This window comes from Mycobacterium sp. NPDC049093 (genome assembly GCF_040704635.1).
Lineage (GTDB): Bacteria > Actinomycetota > Actinomycetes > Mycobacteriales > Mycobacteriaceae > Mycobacterium.
On record NZ_JBEZJS010000004.1, the window covers coordinates 529697 to 546294 of the forward strand.

Genomic DNA, 16598 nt, shown 5'->3' on the forward strand with positions numbered 1-16598 from the left:
GGGGCGCATAATTGGCAGCGATGACCGGCCCCGCCTCCCAGCCCCGTAAACCCGTAATCCTGACCGTCGACGACGATCCCGCGGTGTCCCGTGCAGTTGCCCGGGACCTGCGCCGTCACTACGGCGAGCGGTACCGGATCGTGCGCGCCGAATCCGGCCCGGACGCCCTGGAGACCCTCAACGAACTGAAACTGCGCGGCGACACCGTCGCGGTGTTCGTCGCCGACTACCGGATGCCGCAGATGAGCGGCATCGATTTCCTCGAATCCGCGATGGACCTCTACCCGATGGCCCGGCGTGTGCTGTTGACGGCTTACGCCGACACCACGGCCGCGATCGACGCCATCAACGTCGTCGATCTCGACCACTACCTGCTCAAGCCGTGGGATCCGCCCGAGGAGAAGCTGTACCCGGTGATCGACGGCCTGCTGGAGCAGTGGCACACCGTCGGCGACCGGGCCATCCCGCACACCAAGGTGATCGGGCACCAGTGGAGTTCGCGTTCCTGGGAGGTGCGCCAGTTCCTGGCTCGCAACCAGCACACCTTCCGTGCGTTCACCACCGACGAGCCCATGGGCCGCCAACTCCTGGAGGCCGCGGGGCTCGACGGCCTGCAACTTCCCGTGGTGATCACCGAGGGCGGCGAGACGCTGGTCGAACCGAGTGACGGTGAGCTCGCCGACATGCTGGGTCTGTCGACCACCCCATCGCTGACCATGTACGACCTCGCGGTGATCGGCGGCGGCCCGGCAGGTCTGGCCGCCGCGGTGTACGGCGCCTCCGAGGGCCTGCGGACGGTGCTGATCGAGGGCACCACCACCGGTGGGCAGGCCGGCCGCAGCTCGCGGATCGAGAACTACCTGGGCTTCCCGACGGGCGTGTCAGGAGCCGAACTGGCCACCTCGGCCCGCAGACAGGCCGAGCGCTTCGGCGCCGAGGTGATCACCACCCGCGAAGCCGTCGCCCTCGACATCGCGGGCGCGGCCCGCACCGTCACCTTCGCCGACGGCGAGACCATCGGCGCCCGCGCGGTCATCCTGGCCACCGGCGTCGAGTACCGCCAGCTCCCGGTGCCGGGCTGTTGGACCGATCCCGACAACCCGAACACCTACGTCGGCCGAGGCGTCTACTACGGGGCCTCGGTGTCCGACGCCTCGGAGTGCAAGGGAGAGGACGTCTACATCGTCGGCGGCGCCAACTCCGCCGGGCAGGCCGCGATGTTCATGTCGCGCGAGGCCAAGTCGGTCACGCTGCTGGTGCGCGGGCCGTCGCTGGAAGCGTCGATGTCGTTCTATCTGATCCAGCAGATCGAGCAGACGCCGAACATCCACGTCCGCACCTGCACCGAGGTGGTCGGCGCGATCGGCGAGGACGACCATCTCGTGGGACTCGAGTTGATGGACAGGCAGACCGGCGAGCATCAGGAGGTGCCTGCGACGCGCCTGTGCTGCTTCATCGGCGCGACCCCGCGCACCGAGTGGCTCGACGGCGTGGTGGCCCGCGACGACCACGGGTTCATCCTGGCCGGTCCCGACCTGCGTGACGTGTGCGGCTGGGGTCTGGAACGTCCGCCGCACCACCTGGAAACAAGTGTGCCCGGTGTGTTTGTTGCAGGAGACGTGCGTGCCGAGTCCGCCAAGCGGGTGGCTGCCGCCGTCGGCGAAGGGTCGATGGCGGTCATGCTGGTGCACCGCTACCTGGCAGAAGCGTGATGGCCGGCACCGTCGGCGAGGCTGAGAGGAACTGAATGATGGGCGAGACCTGCCTGCCCTCCGAACTGCGGACTCTGTTCCTGTTCGAGGCGTTGACCGACGAGCAACTGCAGACGCTGTGCGACAACGGGCACATCGCGGTGTTCGAGCCCGGCCCCATCATCACCGAGGGCGATCCCGCGACGTGTTTCTATGTGCTGATCGACGGTGAGTTGGTGATGTCCAAGCGCTCGGCCGGCGCGGACATCGAGACCAGCCGGACCTCCCAGCGCGGGGTGTACTGCGGCGCGTGGTCCGCCTACATCCCCGGTGAGGAACAGATCTATCAGGCGTCGGTACGGGTGACCCGGCCGTCGCGGTTCTTCGTGCTCGACGCCGGTGCATTCGCGAAGTTCATGCGCGACGAGTTCCCGATGGCGGTGCACCTGCTCGAAGGTCACATGGTCGGCGGGCGCCGCCAACGGCAGATCATCGGCCAACGCGAGAAGCTGCTGGCGTTGGGCACCATCACCGCGGGCCTGACCCATCAGCTGAACAACCCGGCGGCGGCCACCGCCCGCGCGGTCGCGGACCTGCGCGAGGGCGTCGGCAAGATGCGCCACAAGCTGGCCATGCTGGCCGACGGCAAGTTCACCCCCGAGGCGCTGGGGGTACTGGTGACGATCCAGGACGAGGTCGCCGAGCAGGTGGCCAAGAGCAAGGGGCTGGAGCTCACCGCGCTGGAAACCTCGGACCGCGAGGACGCGATCGGCGACTGGCTCGAAGACCACGGCATCGCCAGCGCGTGGGACTACGCCCCGACATTCGTCGAAGCGGGTCTGGACATCGACTGGTTGGAACGCGTCGAGGGGACGATCAGCGGCGTCGACTGCTCGGCGACGCTGCCGGGAGCGCTCGGCTGGCTGAAGTACACCATCGACACCGAGCTGCGGATGAACGAGGTCGCCGAGGCTAGCAAGCGGATCTCGGCGTTGCTGGCCGGCGCCAAGCAGTACTCACAGATGGACCGCGGCTCCTACCAGAGTGCCGACGTCCACGAAGGTCTGCGCAGCACGATGATGATGTTCGGCGACAAGGTCGGCAAGGACAAGCCGGTCAGCCTGTGCAAGGAACTGGACAAATCGCTGCCCGAATTGCATTGCTACCCAGGCGATCTCAACCAGGTGTGGACCAACATCATCGAGAACGCCATCCAGGCGATGGGCGGCCACGGCACTCTGACGCTGCGCACCAGCCGCGAGACCGACGACGTGATCCGGGTGGAGATCTGCGACGACGGGCCCGGCATCTCCGAGGAAGACATCGAGCGCATCTTCACGCCGTTCTTCACCACCAAACCGTTCGGCGAGGGCACCGGGCTCGGCCTGGACCTGGCCTGGCGGATCGTCGTGGAGAAGCACGGCGGCGACCTGCGGGTGCAGTCGCGGCCGGGTGATACTCGGTTCATCGTGCTACTGCCGTTGATCGCGCCCGCGCCGGAGTCCCTGCTGGTGGCGGAACCGTCTGAATCGTCCTGAGTTTTTCGGAATAGGCATCGAGTGAGGGCGGGTTGAGGCAACCATGACAGACATCCCCGGCGTCAAGCCCGATCTCGGCACGTTCGGCGCGTTCGGCCACTACCTCCAGTTCCAGCAGCTGTCGCCCGAGCAGTTGCGCGACATCGAGGCGCTGGGCTACGGCGCGATCTGGGCCGGCGGATCGCCGCCGGCCGAGCTGGAGTGGATCGACTCGATCCTGGGCGCCACCAATACCTTGCAGCTGGCTACCGGCATCGTGAACATCTGGAGCGCAGCACCGGGTCCAGTTGCCGAATCTTTCCACCGCATCGAGGCGGCCTATCCGGGCCGGTTCCTGCTGGGCATCGGCGTCGGGCATCGTGAAGCGATCGGCGAATACCGCAAACCGCTCGACGCGCTCACCGATTATCTGGACAAGCTCGATGAGTACGGCGTGCCGCGGCACCGCCGGGTGGTCGCCGCGCTCGGACCCAAGGTGCTGCAACTGTCGGCGGCCCGTTCCGCCGGGGCGCACCCGTACCTGACCACGCCGGAACACACCGCGACGGCCCGCGAGTTGATCGGGCCCGCAGCGTTTCTGGCCCCCGAGCACAAGGTCGTGCTCACCACTGATCAGGACAAGGCGCGCGCCGTCGGCCGCAAGGCGCTCGACGTCTACCTGGGTCTGACCAATTACCTCAACAACTTCAAACGGCTTGGGTTCACCGACGAGGATCTGGCCAAGCCGGGCAGTGACCGGTTCATCGACGCGGTCGTCGCGCATGGCACGGTGGAGGACGTGGCCGCCCGGCTGCGACAGCACCGCGACGCGGGCGCCGACCACGTGCCTGTGCAAGTGTTGACCTCACCGGACAAACTGGTACCCGCACTGGCCGAACTCGCCGGGCCGCTCGGCCTGGCCTAGAGGACCAGAGAAAAGGACGCTCAGATGACCGAATTGCTCTCGCTCAAGCCGGATCTGGGCCGCTACGGCGTGTGGACGTTCGGAGCGGTGCCGCCCGAGCAGGCCGTCGAGATCGAGAAGCTCGGGTACGGCGCGCTGTGGGTCGGCGGCTCGCCTGCCGCCGACCTGTCGTTCGCCGAACCCATCCTGGAACGCACGCAGACGCTGCAGTTGGCCACCGGAATCGTGAACATCTGGACGGCCGACGCCGCGGCGGTCGCCGAGTCGTTCCACCGCATCGAGGCTGCGTATCCGGGCCGGTTCCTGCTCGGGGTCGGGGTGGGGCATCCCGAGCACACCGACGAATACCGCAAGCCCTACGACGCGTTGGTGGAGTACCTCGATGCGCTGGATGCGGCCAAGGTGCCGACCAGTCGGCTGGTGATCGCCGCGCTGGGTGACAAGGTGCTGAAGCTCTCGGCACGACGCAGCGCCGGCGCACACCCGTACCTCACGACGCCCGAGCACACCGCGCACGCCCGTGACGTGCTGGGCGAGACGGTGTTCCTGGCTCCTGAGCACAAGGTGGTGCTGAGCACCGACAGCGCGGCGGCCCGCGCGATCGGACGCGAGACCGTCGACTTCTATCTGAACCTGAGCAACTACCTGAACAACTGGCGCCGGTTGGGTTTCACCGAAGACGACATCGCCAAGCCGGGTAGCGACAAGTTGATCGACGCGGTCGTCGCGCACGGAACCGCCGGTGACATCACCGCGCGGCTGCAACAACACGTCGCCAACGGTGCCGATCACGTGGCGATCCAGGTTCTCGGCGGTGCGGACAAACTGATCCCGACCTTGACCGAATTGGCCGGGCCACTCGGCCTGAAGGGGTAGCGCACGGTCAGGCGCGACGATCGTGCGGATATGACGGCACCGCCCGATAGGGTTGGCGCATGCGGCTACTGGTCACCGGCGGCGCCGGGTTCATCGGCGCGAACTTCGTGCGCCTCGCTGTCGGCGAGGCGCTGACCACGTCGGTGACGGTGCTCGATGCCATGACCTATGCGGGCAGCCGGGAGGCCCTGGCGCCGGTCGCCGATCAGGTTCGGTTGGTGCAGGGTGATATCGCCGACGCGGCCCTGGTGAACCAGTTGGTGGCCGAGGCCGACGCCGTCGTGCACTTCGCCGCGGAAACGCACGTCGACAATGCCCTGGCGAATCCGCAACCGTTCCTGCACAGCAACGTCGTCGGCACGTTCACGGTGTTGGAGGCGGTCCGGGCCCACGGCGTCCGGTTACACCACATCTCCACCGACGAGGTGTACGGCGATCTCGAGCTCGACGATCCGGCGCGCTTCACCGAAGCCACGCCGTACAACCCGTCGAGCCCGTACTCGTCGACCAAGGCCGCCGCCGATCTGCTGGTGCGGGCCTGGGTGCGGTCGTATCGCGTGCGGGCGACGATCTCGAACTGCTCCAACAACTACGGGCCCTATCAGCATGTGGAGAAGTTCATCCCACGCCAGATCACCAACGTCCTCACCGGCAGGCGCCCGAAGCTCTACGGCACCGGCGCCAACGTGCGCGACTGGATCCACGTCGACGACCACAACCGCGCGGTCTGGCAGATCCTGACCGACGGCCGCGTCGGGCAGACGTACCTGATCGGGGCGGAGTGCGAGCGCAACAACCTCACGGTGATGCGCACGCTGCTGCGCTTGATGGGCCGTGATCCCGACGACTTCGACCATGTGACCGATCGGGAGGGCCACGACCTGCGCTACGCCATCGACCCGTCGACGCTGCACGACGAGCTGGGCTGGGCGCCCAAGCACACCGATTTCGAAGAGGGACTCGCAGACACCATCGACTGGTATCGCAACAACGAATCCTGGTGGCGCCCTTTAAAAAATGCTGTAGAAAAGGCCTACTCGGAGCGCGGCCAGTGACCGCGCGCGAGCTGACCATCCCCGGCGCCTGGGAAATCACCCCGAAACTGCACGGCGATGCACGCGGGCTGTTCTTCGAGTGGTTCACCGAGGCCGGGTTCGCCGAGATGACCGGGCACCGTTTCGATCTGCGGCAGGCCAACTGCTCGGTGTCGGCGGCCGGGGTGTTGCGCGGGGTGCATTTTTCCGAGCTGCCGCCCAGTCAGGCCAAGTACGTGACGTGTGTGCGGGGCGCGGTGCTCGACGTGGTGGTCGACGTGCGGGCGGGGTCCCCGACGTTCGGGCGCTGGGATTCGGTGCTGCTCGACGAGCACAACCGGCGTTCGGTCTACCTGTCGGAGGGCCTCGGCCACGCGTTCCTGTCGATGGAGGATTCCTCGACGGTGATGTACCTGTGTTCGGCGCCGTACAGCCCGGAACGGGAGCACACCATTCTGGCCACCGACCTGGGGATCGACTGGCCGGTCGACGAGCCGGTGCTGTCGGAACGCGACGCCGCGGCTCCGACGCTTGAGCAGGTGCATGCAGCCGGTCTGCTGCCGACGTGGGACGAGGCCCGCGCCTTCGTGGATGAGCTACGCGTCCGCGTCCAGGGCTGAATTGAGGTAGTCCGCTACTGCATACTCCTCGGCCGGTCGGGGCGACGATGGCGCTGTCAACGCATCAGCGATGACGTGCGCGACGAAACGAGACCACCATGAACCGAGCTTCGCAGTTCGCGACGACGATGCTCGTGTCTGGCGGCCTGGCCCTGACCGGACTGGTGAGCGCGGCCACCGCCCAGGCCGGCGGCCCGTACCAGTGGTGCCCCGGCGACGAGCCGGGCGGTTACGGCGGTGGGTTCAACACGCCTGCGGACGCCAGGCCGAACTGGGATTGGAACGTCTGCCACAGCTACCACTACGTCAACGCCGGTCAGGGCAACGTCTCGTCTACGGTGTGGGAAGGCGACAACCCGCCGCCGCCATACCCGTGGCAGCCTCCGAACATGTGCTGGTCGCTGTTCCTCCCCCGGCCGTGCGGACCCGCAGACCTGGGTCAGTGACCTTCCAGCACCAGCGCGGAGTGCAGCAGGTTGTGGTCGAGGGCATGGGCTGTCAAACCGCCCCGGCCGGTCATGGTCTCGGCGGCCACCAACGCGTTGACGATGGCCTCCTCCGTGGCTTCGATCGCCAGGTCGAACAACCGGGTCATCAGCTGCGGCGCCACCATGCGCACCCCGATTTCGGGCCGGTTGGCGTCAGGGTTCTCGTCCCATCCGTAGGGCGGGATTCCCCGGTTGCCGGTCGAGAACGCCAGCATCATGTCGCCGCTGTACTGCTCACCTGTTCCGCCCACCCGGCCGATCGCCAAGGCGGAGCGTTGGGCGAGCCTGGTGCATTGATGCGGCAGCATCGGCGCATCGGTGGCGACGACGACGATGATCGAGCCGGATCCGGCCGGATACGGTATCGGCAGATCCGGCGTCGGCACCAGTTCGGGCCCCACCATCTCTCCGACCGGCACACCGTTTACCCGAAGCCGTTCCCGCCGACCGTGATTCGCCTGCACCAGTACGCCGACGGTGTACTGCCCGCCCACGGTGTCGGTGACCCGCGATGCGGTGCCGATACCGCCTTTGAAGCCGTGGCAGATCATCCCGGTCCCGCCACCGACATTGCCTTCACCGACCGGCCCGTCCGAGGCATCGGCGAGTGCGGCGAACACGTGCTCGGCCTGGACGTGGTGGCCGTTGCAGTCGTTCAGCAGCCCGTCGTAGGTCTCCCCGACCACCGGCAGGGACCAGTACAGCCCATCGCCGCGGGCTTGCACCTGCGCCGTGACCAGTGCGTCGCGGACGACACCGACGCTGTGGGTGTTGGTCAGCGCGATGGGCGTGGTGAGCTCGCCGGATTCGCGGATCCATTCCAGGCCGGTGAGCTCGCCGTTGCCGTTGAGTCGGTGGGCTCCGGCGAAGACCGGCTCGGTGAAGATCTCCGGGTGCGGGACCACGACGGTGACGCCCGTGTTCACCGGGTTGGGACCCGACCGCTGGACGGTGTGATGCCCGACGGACACTCCGGCCACGTCGGTGATGGCGTTGTTCGGACCCGTCGGGTGTTCACCGATCACGACGCCGATGTCGCGGGCGCGCGGACGCGAGGAGCAGTCAGACATGCGTTCCCCGGAAGCTAGTGACGAAATTGTTTTCAAGATTGGCAAATAATGGCCGTGGGCGCCGCTCGATGCAACCTGATCGGCGAAAACCGGTAAGGATGTGACCTGTGGGACGGCCGAATCGACAAGCGCAACGACGCGAGGAGATCCTCGACGCCGCGATCGCACTGATCGAGCGCAACGATCTGAACACCGTGCGGATCGCCGATGTGGCAGCTGAGCTCAACCTGACCCCCAATGCCGTGCGCTACTACTTCCGCGAGATGGACCAATTGTTGTCGGCGCTCGCGCAGCGCTCCGACCGCAAGTTCTACGACGACCGGCTCGCGGTGGTGGAACGCACCGAGGATGTGCGAGATCAGATCGCGTTCATGATCGCCGCCGGTCTGCCCTCCGGACCGGAGGACGCCGAGTGGCGGGCAATCTGGCGGGCGGTTCTGGCCGCCGGGTTCGTGCTCGACCAACGGCGCGACATCCAGCACATCTACCACCGACAGGTGGACCTGTACGCCCAGATACTCGAAACAGGCTCCGCCGCAGGCATTTTCACACTTGCCTCGCCCACCCGCGACATCGCGATGACCCTCATGTCGATGGAGGACTATCTCGGGTACCGGATCGTGGCGCGGGATCCTGACCTCGACCGCGCGACCGCGCTGCGGCTGATGCGCGGCTATGCCGAACTGGCGACTGGAGCTCGGCTTCCGGTGACGGCGTGACCACGCGTGCCCCGCTCGGGGCTGCGCTGCTGGTGGTGATCGCCGCGGTCAGCCAGGAGGTGGGGGCGGCGTTCGCGGTCGGACTCTTCGCCGCGGTCGGCACCGCTGGAGCGTTGTTCGCCCGCTTCGCGGTGGCCGGTGTGATCCTGTGCGCGGCGGTACGCCCGACCGTGCGGGGTCTGACGCGACAGGCCTGGGGTGCGGCGCTCGCGCTGGCCGCGACGCTCGGCGCGATGAACTTCTGCTTCTATCTGGCCATCGCACGGATCCCACTGGGTGTCGCGGTGACCATCGAAGCCCTTGGCCCACTGATCCTTTCGGTGGTGACCGGCAAGAGCCGGGCCGCCTGGCTGTGGGCGTTGCTGGCCTTCGCCGGCGTCGCAGCGCTGGGCCTGCCGCACGGGGGCGGCGGGCATTTCGAAGCGACCGGATTCGGGTTCGCGGCCGTCGCGGGGGTGGCCTGGGCCGGCTACATCCTGGCGTCGGCTCGTACCGCCGCGGAGTTCCGTCGCGTCGACGGCCTGGCCCTTGCCACCGCCATGGGCGCACTCGTCGTCGCCCCGTTCGCAGTCGCCTCGGTCCACCTGGACGCACTGGACTGGCGCGTGCTCGGGGTTGGCGCCGCGGTCGGCGTGCTGTCATCGGTGATCCCGTACTCGCTCGAGTTGATCTCTCTGCGCCGTCTTCCACCTGCGACGTTCGCGGTGCTGACGTGTCTGTCGCCGGTCACCGCGGCGCTCGCCGGCCTGGTGGTGCTCGGTCAGCAGATCGGGGTGCTCGGCTACCTGGGCGTCGCCCTGGTGACGGTCGCCAGCATCGGCGCGGTGCGGTCGGCACACGCGGGCCCGGTCGAACCGCTCGGTTGAGAGCGGCTCGATTTTCGAGCGCGAGCAGACGTGAAAGCACCCTGCTGCATCACTTTTCGGGTACCTACGCGTCTGCTCGCGCGGGAAGGTGTCAGCGGTTCTCGGCGAGAAATCGCCGGAACAACAACCAGGCAACTGCCCCGTTGTATGCCACGCCGCCCAGCAGATATGGCCACCCGGTGCCGTGTGCACTGGCGACCCAGAACGCCTTGGCCGCCCAGTACGGCGGCAGCACACCGAAGGCCAGGTTCCACGGCGAGTCGATGAACCAGGGCAGGCACGGCAGCCCGGCGATCAGCATGCCCAGTGCACGCAGCATCGCAATGCCCTGAATCTTGTTGCCGGCCATGGTGACAATGAGAAGCAGCGTCACGACGGCCGACAAGCCGGCGACCAACCCGATCGGGACGAGCGCCCCGGTCAACCCCGGCTCCAGGAGGCCGCTGAACGACAGTGTCGCGATCACGTAGACGGTGGTGACCACCATGACCGTGCCCGCGCGGTACCCGAAGAACGTCGCCATCGGCACCGGCGTCACCCGCAGTGCGGCTATCGTGCCGGCGTCGACCTCGTCGAGCATCAGGAAAGCGCCCAGGCCTCCGGCGATGATGATGCTGGTCAACAGAAGAAACGCGGTCAGCACCAACGGGTAGTACGGCACGAGGTCGAAGCCGTAACGCTGCGCCAGCATCTCGGTGACCTTGGGCGTCAGGATCGCCACCAGCGAAGTCCAGATCACGGGCGCGAGCACCACCATCACCAGCAGCGGATCTCGGTAGGTGCCACGAATATCGTTGCGCCCGAATGCGGCCACGGCCCGGCCCGTCGCGGAACTCGATATCGCGGTCACAGCACACCCGACCTTTCGACGACGTAGCGGCCGAACAGTATGTGAGCGGTCCGCCACAGGACCACGAGCGACAGCACGGGATACAGCACCGAATAGAAGATCTGCCAGTTCGTCAACGCCACCTGGTCGAACGCCGCGCCCAGGAGCAGCACCGGCCCCTGGGTGGGCGCGACGTACAGCACGGGGTTGGGCCAGAGCCCCGAGTAGTAGATCAGCGGCGGCACCAGCATGAGCGCCAGCGGGATGGTGGCCGCCAGAAACCAGTCGGTGACCGAGGCGAACGGCAGCGACGTGATGAACCCGACCAGCAGCATCAGCAGCGTGCCGAGGACAACTCCGAGGACCAGCGGCACCGGACGGTAGTCGAATCCGTCGGCGATGGTTGACACCACGATCGCCACGAACAACGAGATCGCGAGCAACACAGATAGTTTGGCTGTCAGATACTCCCAGAAGCGCAATGGGGTGGAGATGATCGCGCCGAGCGTGCGTTCCTGCTTCTCGAAGAACACCGAGCCGCCGATGAAGAAGAATCCGATGATCGCGATGTCACCGGCGAGCACATAGGGCTCCATGACCGGACGCAGGTCGCGCGGCATCGGCAACAGCACCGCCAACCAGATGAGGCCGGAGAACACGCCCGCGTGGAGGAACTTCTGCCGGTTGGCCACCGTCAGTTCCAGCCGGATCGCGGTGAGCAACCGGGTCATGACAGCCGCCGCCCGGTGACCTCGACGAAGACGTCGTTGAGACTGGCTTCGCGGCTGTGGATCGTCTCGACGTGGTGATCACGCAGAATCGCATGGAATTCCGGATCGTCGGCCAGACCGTCCATCCCGTACTCGGCGGTGGCAAGTCCGCCGGAAGTGCGGTACTGCACCCGGACCCGGCGTTGGCTGCGGGCGATCTTCAGTTCGGCCGGGGTGTCGAGCGCGACGATGGCGCCGTCGACGACGAACGCCACCCGGTCGCACAGTTCATCGGCCGTGGACATGTCGTGTGTGGTGAGGAAGATCGTGCGACCCCGTGCTTTGAGGTCGAGGATGATGTCCTTGACCTTGCGCGCGGTGACGGGATCGAGCCCCGAGGTGGGCTCGTCGAGGAACAGCAGCTCGGGGTTGTTGATCAGGGACCGCGCGAACGTCAGCCGCATCTGCATTCCCTTGGAGTACTTGCTGACCCGGGTGTTGGCGGCGTCACCGAGGCCGACCGCCTCCAGTAGTTCCATCGGATCCGCCGTCGGCCCGTCATAGAGGGCACCGAAGAATCGCAGGTTCTCCAGCCCGGTGAGCTTGTGATAGTGGTTGGGCAGTTCGAAGGACACACCCACGCGCTGGTAATAGTCCGGCCCCCAGTCCAGCGGATCCCGGCCCCACACCGTGGCCTGGCCGCCATGCCCGCGCAGCAGCCCGATGAGCAGCTTCTGGGTGGTGGATTTCCCGGCGCCGCTGGGCCCCAGAAACCCGAAGATCTCCCCCGGCGCGACGCTGAAGTCCATGCCGCGTACAGCCGGCTCAGTTGCTTTGGGATAGGTGAAAGTCAAGCCCCGAACGTCGATGACATCGGCCACTGTGTGCATCAGTGCCCTTTCCGCGCAGACGAAAATTACATCTCCGACCAGACTTCCCGGAACACCGGACATGACTGTACTAAACTTTCAGTAATTATTGAAGACTTTTCTTGGCGAGGAGGATTCGCGGTGCCAAAGTCCACGGACCTGCAGCAGTCAGCTGAACAACTCGCCTTGGTGCTCAGCAGTCACGGCATGCAAAAGATGACCGCGCGCGTGCTCGCCACCCTGCTGTTCAGCGAACAACCCAGCGTCACGATGGCCGAATTGGCCGAGACCCTGCAGGCCAGCGCCGGGGCGATCTCGGGTTCGCTCAAGATGCTCACGTCCGTCGGCCTGGCCGAGCGGGTTCCCGCCCCGGCTAGCCGGCGCGAGCACTTCCGCTTACGCGACGACGCGTGGGCGGTTCTGTTCACCAGCCAGAACGAGACGATCGCAGCAATGCAGGCCGCCGCGGACACCGGGATCGCCGCCGCCGACCGCTCCAGCCCGGCCCACCACCGACTGACTCAGATGCGCGATTTCTATACATTCCTGATGGCCGAACTTCCCGCTGTCCTTGACCGCTGGCAGCAGCAGAACGATCAGGGAAGCAAGCCGACCTGACGGTAGACAGCCCGCAGATAGCGGCGCATCTCCTCGGCATCGGGAGGGTCGGGTTGCAGCACGCGGTAGGTGATCGCACCGACCATCATGTCGATCGCCACGTCGAAATCGGTGTCGGCAGCCACAGTTCCGCACTCGCGTGCGCGCTCAAGTAAGCGAGCGGCGACCTTCCGGCGCGGCGCGATGTAGCGGTCCCAGTACCCCGCCATGAGTGCAGGATGACTGACCGCCGACCCGAGGACTCGGGCCACCAGCGCGCGGTAATGCGGCGTGGTCGTCGTGACGGCGGCGCTTTCGATGGCCGCCTCGACGAGTTCGTAGGGCGACTCGACATCGATCTCCCCCGGTGAGGCCCAGCCCACCTCTTCGGCGACCAATGTCTCCATGGCCGCGGCGATCAACTCTTCCTTGGCCGACCACCGCCGGTAGATGGTCGGCTTGCCGACGCCGGCGCGCTTGGCGATCTGCTCGATGCTGGAACCTTCGACACCGCGCTCGATGAAGAGGTCGAGCGCCGCCTGCAGGATCGCGCGATCAGCCCCCGCGTCGCGTGGCCGGCCCCGGCCGATCGGCATGGTCATCGCGCCGACCCTGAGCTCAAAGCTGTTGCCAGCCAACGGTCGAGGCCCGCACCGTCGGCAGGGCTCCCCCGCCAGGCGAGGTGGGCGTCGGGCCTGATCAGCATGGCCTCTGAGCCATCGTGCCGAAGCACCACGACGAACTCGCCGAGCCGCCGTGCCGATTCGATGCCGACGGAAGCGCCGCCGGGGAGCAGCAAGGCCCACTGCCCGCCGAGTTCACTGTGCAACTGGGTGGCGGCGCCGTCCGCGCGCGTGCACCGCCGGTCGGCAATGCGATCCCCTGGTCGCGGTTTGTGGCCACGACCGCCGAGCGGGCCTTTGCGATAGCTCACCCACAGCTGCGACGCGGTGTACGTCGTCCACCGCTGGATGAACGGAAGACCGAAGAGCCGGGTCGCCACGTGGTCGCGCACGAAGCGGCCGAGCGGATTACTGGCGACGTTGACCCGCGTCACCGCGCTGGTGCCGCGGAGCACCTCGGTGGCCAGGGGCCTGCGCTCGGCCTCATACGTGTCGATCAGTTTGTCGGAGGCCAACTTTCGTACCACCAGGGCGAGTTTGAATGCCAGATTCTCGGCGTCGCCGATACCGGTCAGCATGCCCTGCCCGCCGAACGGCGCGTGGGCATGCGCGGCGTCCCCGGCGATGAGTATGCGCCCGTTCCGGTATCGGTCGGCGAGCCTGCGGTGCACGGTGAACACCGACAGCCATTCGGCGTCTCCGACGGTGACGTTGCGCCCGGTCCGCTGCGGCAGAACCTGTTTGACCCGCGCCAGAATCTCGCTGTCGCTCGGCTTTTGACCCGAAGTCGGGTCGTAGACGAACAAGCGCCAGAGATCGTCACGACCGCCCGGGTCCGGCATCGGCATCGCGCCGAGGATTCCGTCGGGATGGATCCAGCCACTCGTGCCGCTGCGGTCCACATCCCAGTCCAGGTGCACATCGGCCAGCAGGAAACGTTCAGAGAGTTTGACGCCGGGAAAGCCGATGCCCGCCTGCTGCCTGGTCACCCCAGCGGTGCCGTCACACCCGACGACCCACTGGGCGCGGATCTCGTCACCGTCACCCAGTTCCGCCACCGCGGTGGCACCGTCCTGACGCACGCCCACGACCGCCCGACCCCACTCCGGTTCCACGCCGAGCTGAGCCAGTCGAGCCCGCAGCGCTGCCTCGATCTTGGCCTGCGACACCACCATGGGCGGGGCGGCCGTCCGCATGCCGGGATCGCCGAACTCCAGGGTCATCACCGGCCGGTCGCCCAGGTAGTTGGTGATGCGCATGGCCCGCAACGACTCGTCCGGCAGGGTGCCCAGGGCACCGATCCGGCCCAACACCTCCGAGCCGCGGGCGTGCAGGAAATTGGCGCGTGACGTCGTCGCCGGACTCGGCGCGCGGTCCACGACGCGCACCGAAAGACCATGCAGGCGCAGCGAACAGGCCAGGGTCAGGCCGGTCGGCCCGGCTCCGACCACGACGACTTCGGGATCGGTGGCGGTCATGGCGAATATATTAACGATACGGTGCCGTAAAGAAACGGATCATTGCAAAACGGCTGCTGTCGAACCTCTTGCCAAAGCCTCTGGCCAATTACTAGGATATGCAAGTATCTCGGGTGAGCCCCGAGTTGCCACCACTGCGCACAATCCTGGACGGAATGTCATGACTACACAGATCCCCCACTTCATCAACGGCCAGCGCTCCACCGCCGGGTCGACCCGTACCGCCGATGTGCTCAACCCCAGCACCGGCGAGGTGCAGGCACAGGTGGTGCTGGCCTCGGCCGCCGATGTCGACGCCGCCGTCGCCGGTGCCGTCGAGGCCCAGAAGGAATGGGCCGCCTACAACCCGCAGCGCCGCGCCCGGGTGCTGATGAAGTTCATCGAACTGGTGCACCAGCACGCGGATGAGTTGGCCGAGATGCTGTCCCTGGAGCACGGCAAGACCGTCGCCGACTCACACGGCGACATCCAGCGCGGGCTTGAGGTCATCGAGTTCTCGGTCGGCATCCCCCACCTGCTCAAGGGCGAGTTCACCGAGGGCGCGGGCACCGGCATCGACGTGTACTCGATCCGCCAGCCCCTCGGCGTCGTCGCGGGCATCACCCCGTTCAACTTCCCCGCGATGATCCCGCTGTGGAAGGCCGGCCCGGCGCTGGCATGCGGAAACGCGTTCGTACTCAAGCCTTCCGAGCGTGATCCCTCGGTCCCGCTGCGGCTGGCCGAGCTGTTCATCGAGGCTGGCCTGCCCGCCGGCGTGTTCCAGGTGGTGCAGGGCGACAAGGAAGCCGTCGACGCGATCCTGGAGCACCCGGACATCAAGGCTGTCGGCTTCGTCGGCAGCTCCGACATCGCGCAGTACATCTACTCGGGCGCGGCCGCGCACGGCAAGCGGGCCCAGTGCTTCGGCGGCGCCAAGAACCACATGATCGTGATGCCCGACGCCGATCTGGACCAGGCCGTCGACGCGTTGATCGGCGCCGGCTACGGCAGTGCGGGCGAGCGTTGCATGGCCATCAGTGTCGCGGTACCGGTCGGTGAAGAGACCGCGAACCGCCTCCGCAACCGGCTCGTCGAGCGGGTCAACCAGCTGCGGGTCGGTCACAGCCTCGACCCCAAGGCCGACTACGGGCCACTGGTCACGGGCGCCGCGTTGGAGCGGGTGCGCGACTACATCGGCCAGGGCGTCGACGCCGGCGCCGAGCTCGTGGTGGACGGCCGCGAACGGGCAAGCAGCGAGCTGACTTTCGGCGACGCCAGCCTGGAGAAGGGCTACTTCATCGGCCCCACCCTGTTCGACAACGTCACCACCGACATGTCGATCTACACCGACGAGATCTTCGGCCCGGTGCTGTGCATCGTCCGGGCGCATGACTACGAAGAGGCGCTGAAACTGCCGTCGGAGCACGAGTACGGCAACGGCGTGGCGATCTTCACCCGCGACGGCGATGCCGCCCGCGACTTCGTCTCCCGCGTGCAGGTCGGCATGGTCGGCGTCAACGTGCCGATCCCGGTGCCGGTGGCCTACCACACCTTCGGCGGCTGGAAGCGGTCCGGTTTCGGCGATCTCAACCAGCACGGGCCGCATTCGATCCTGTTCTACACCAAGACCAAGACCGTCACCGAGCGGTGGCCGTCGGGCATCAAGGATGGCGCCGAGTTCGTCATCCCGACCATGAAGTAGCTAAC

17 protein-coding genes are annotated in these 16598 nt (G+C 67.0%); 11 read left to right on the plus strand and 6 right to left on the minus strand.

Annotated elements, in window-relative coordinates; genetic code table 11:
• Positions 1–20 precede the first annotated feature (20 nt).
• From AB0876_RS18165 to AB0876_RS18195, 7 genes are all read left to right on the plus strand, one after another.
• Entirely contained in the window at positions 21–1712 is a 1692-nt protein-coding gene (locus tag AB0876_RS18165; RefSeq protein ID WP_526042556.1) for an NAD(P)/FAD-dependent oxidoreductase, read from the plus strand.
• Between the two features lie 38 nt (positions 1713–1750).
• Entirely contained in the window at positions 1751–3229 is a 1479-nt protein-coding gene (locus AB0876_RS18170; RefSeq protein WP_491837903.1) for an ATP-binding protein, read from the plus strand.
• 43 nt (positions 3230–3272) lie between these two features.
• Positions 3273–4133: an LLM class F420-dependent oxidoreductase gene (locus tag AB0876_RS18175; protein WP_491837902.1), complete on the plus strand. Its 861-nt coding sequence runs from the start codon at positions 3273–3275 to the stop codon at positions 4131–4133.
• A gap of 24 nt (positions 4134–4157) precedes the next feature.
• Complete coding sequence (locus AB0876_RS18180; protein ID WP_526042557.1) at positions 4158–5009, plus strand: LLM class F420-dependent oxidoreductase; 852 nt, start codon at positions 4158–4160, stop codon at positions 5007–5009.
• Between the two features lie 59 nt (positions 5010–5068).
• Complete coding sequence (gene rfbB / locus AB0876_RS18185) at positions 5069–6064, plus strand: dTDP-glucose 4,6-dehydratase (protein ID WP_491837900.1); 996 nt, start codon at positions 5069–5071, stop codon at positions 6062–6064.
• On the plus strand, positions 6061–6663 hold the full coding sequence (locus tag AB0876_RS18190) for a dTDP-4-dehydrorhamnose 3,5-epimerase family protein (protein WP_491837899.1): 603 nt from the start codon (positions 6061–6063) through the stop codon (positions 6661–6663). Before rfbB ends, AB0876_RS18190 begins: the two co-directional genes overlap by 4 nt.
• Positions 6664–6761: 98 nt before the next feature.
• On the plus strand, positions 6762–7109 hold the full coding sequence (locus AB0876_RS18195) for a hypothetical protein (RefSeq protein ID WP_491837898.1): 348 nt from the start codon (positions 6762–6764) through the stop codon (positions 7107–7109).
• Here AB0876_RS18195 and AB0876_RS18200 read toward each other — a convergent pair.
• The gene (locus tag AB0876_RS18200; RefSeq protein ID WP_491837897.1) at positions 7103–8221 is read right to left on the minus strand and encodes a DmpA family aminopeptidase; all 1119 of its coding nucleotides are present in this window, start codon (positions 8219–8221) and stop codon (positions 7103–7105) included. The two genes, AB0876_RS18195 and AB0876_RS18200, sit on opposite strands and share 7 nt — an antisense overlap.
• 107 nt (positions 8222–8328) lie before the next feature.
• Between AB0876_RS18200 and AB0876_RS18205 the strand changes: the two genes are divergently transcribed.
• Together AB0876_RS18205 and AB0876_RS18210 are read left to right on the plus strand one after the other, a co-directional pair.
• Entirely contained in the window at positions 8329–8940 is a 612-nt protein-coding gene (locus AB0876_RS18205; protein ID WP_491837896.1) for a TetR/AcrR family transcriptional regulator, read from the plus strand.
• Entirely contained in the window at positions 8937–9806 is an 870-nt protein-coding gene (locus AB0876_RS18210; RefSeq protein ID WP_526042558.1) for an EamA family transporter, read from the plus strand. Before AB0876_RS18205 ends, AB0876_RS18210 begins: the two co-directional genes overlap by 4 nt.
• A 91-nt stretch (positions 9807–9897) precedes the next feature.
• Here the strand turns inward: AB0876_RS18210 and AB0876_RS18215 are convergent, their stop codons facing one another.
• Genes AB0876_RS18215 through AB0876_RS18225 form a run of 3 tightly spaced genes read right to left on the minus strand, consistent with a single transcriptional unit; the run spans position 9898 to position 12235 of the window.
• Positions 9898–10656, minus strand: a complete 759-nt coding sequence (locus AB0876_RS18215; protein WP_526042559.1) for an Rv2686c family ABC transporter permease subunit — start codon at positions 10654–10656, stop codon at positions 9898–9900.
• The gene (locus tag AB0876_RS18220; RefSeq protein ID WP_491837893.1) at positions 10653–11366 is read right to left on the minus strand and encodes a fluoroquinolone export ABC transporter permease subunit; all 714 of its coding nucleotides are present in this window, start codon (positions 11364–11366) and stop codon (positions 10653–10655) included. Before AB0876_RS18220 ends, AB0876_RS18215 begins: the two co-directional genes overlap by 4 nt.
• On the minus strand, positions 11363–12235 hold the full coding sequence (locus tag AB0876_RS18225) for an ATP-binding cassette domain-containing protein (protein ID WP_526042560.1): 873 nt from the start codon (positions 12233–12235) through the stop codon (positions 11363–11365). The genes AB0876_RS18220 and AB0876_RS18225 overlap by 4 nt, the downstream gene beginning before the upstream one ends.
• Positions 12236–12373: 138 nt before the next feature.
• Between AB0876_RS18225 and AB0876_RS18230 the strand changes: the two genes are divergently transcribed.
• Entirely contained in the window at positions 12374–12832 is a 459-nt protein-coding gene (locus AB0876_RS18230) for a GbsR/MarR family transcriptional regulator (protein ID WP_491839271.1), read from the plus strand.
• Here the strand turns inward: AB0876_RS18230 and AB0876_RS18235 are convergent.
• Positions 12811–13413: a TetR/AcrR family transcriptional regulator gene (locus AB0876_RS18235; protein WP_491837891.1), complete on the minus strand. Its 603-nt coding sequence runs from the start codon at positions 13411–13413 to the stop codon at positions 12811–12813. The genes AB0876_RS18230 and AB0876_RS18235 overlap by 22 nt on opposite strands.
• Positions 13410–14912 (minus strand): FAD-dependent oxidoreductase, encoded by a 1503-nt coding sequence (locus AB0876_RS18240; protein WP_526042561.1) that lies wholly within the window; start codon positions 14910–14912, stop codon positions 13410–13412. The genes AB0876_RS18235 and AB0876_RS18240 overlap by 4 nt, the downstream gene beginning before the upstream one ends.
• Positions 14913–15072: 160 nt before the next feature.
• On the opposite strand from AB0876_RS18240, the gene AB0876_RS18245 reads away from it, so the two are divergent.
• Positions 15073–16593, plus strand: coding sequence for a CoA-acylating methylmalonate-semialdehyde dehydrogenase (locus tag AB0876_RS18245; protein WP_491837889.1), 1521 nt, complete (start codon positions 15073–15075; stop codon positions 16591–16593).
• Positions 16594–16598: the final 5 nt, after the last annotated feature.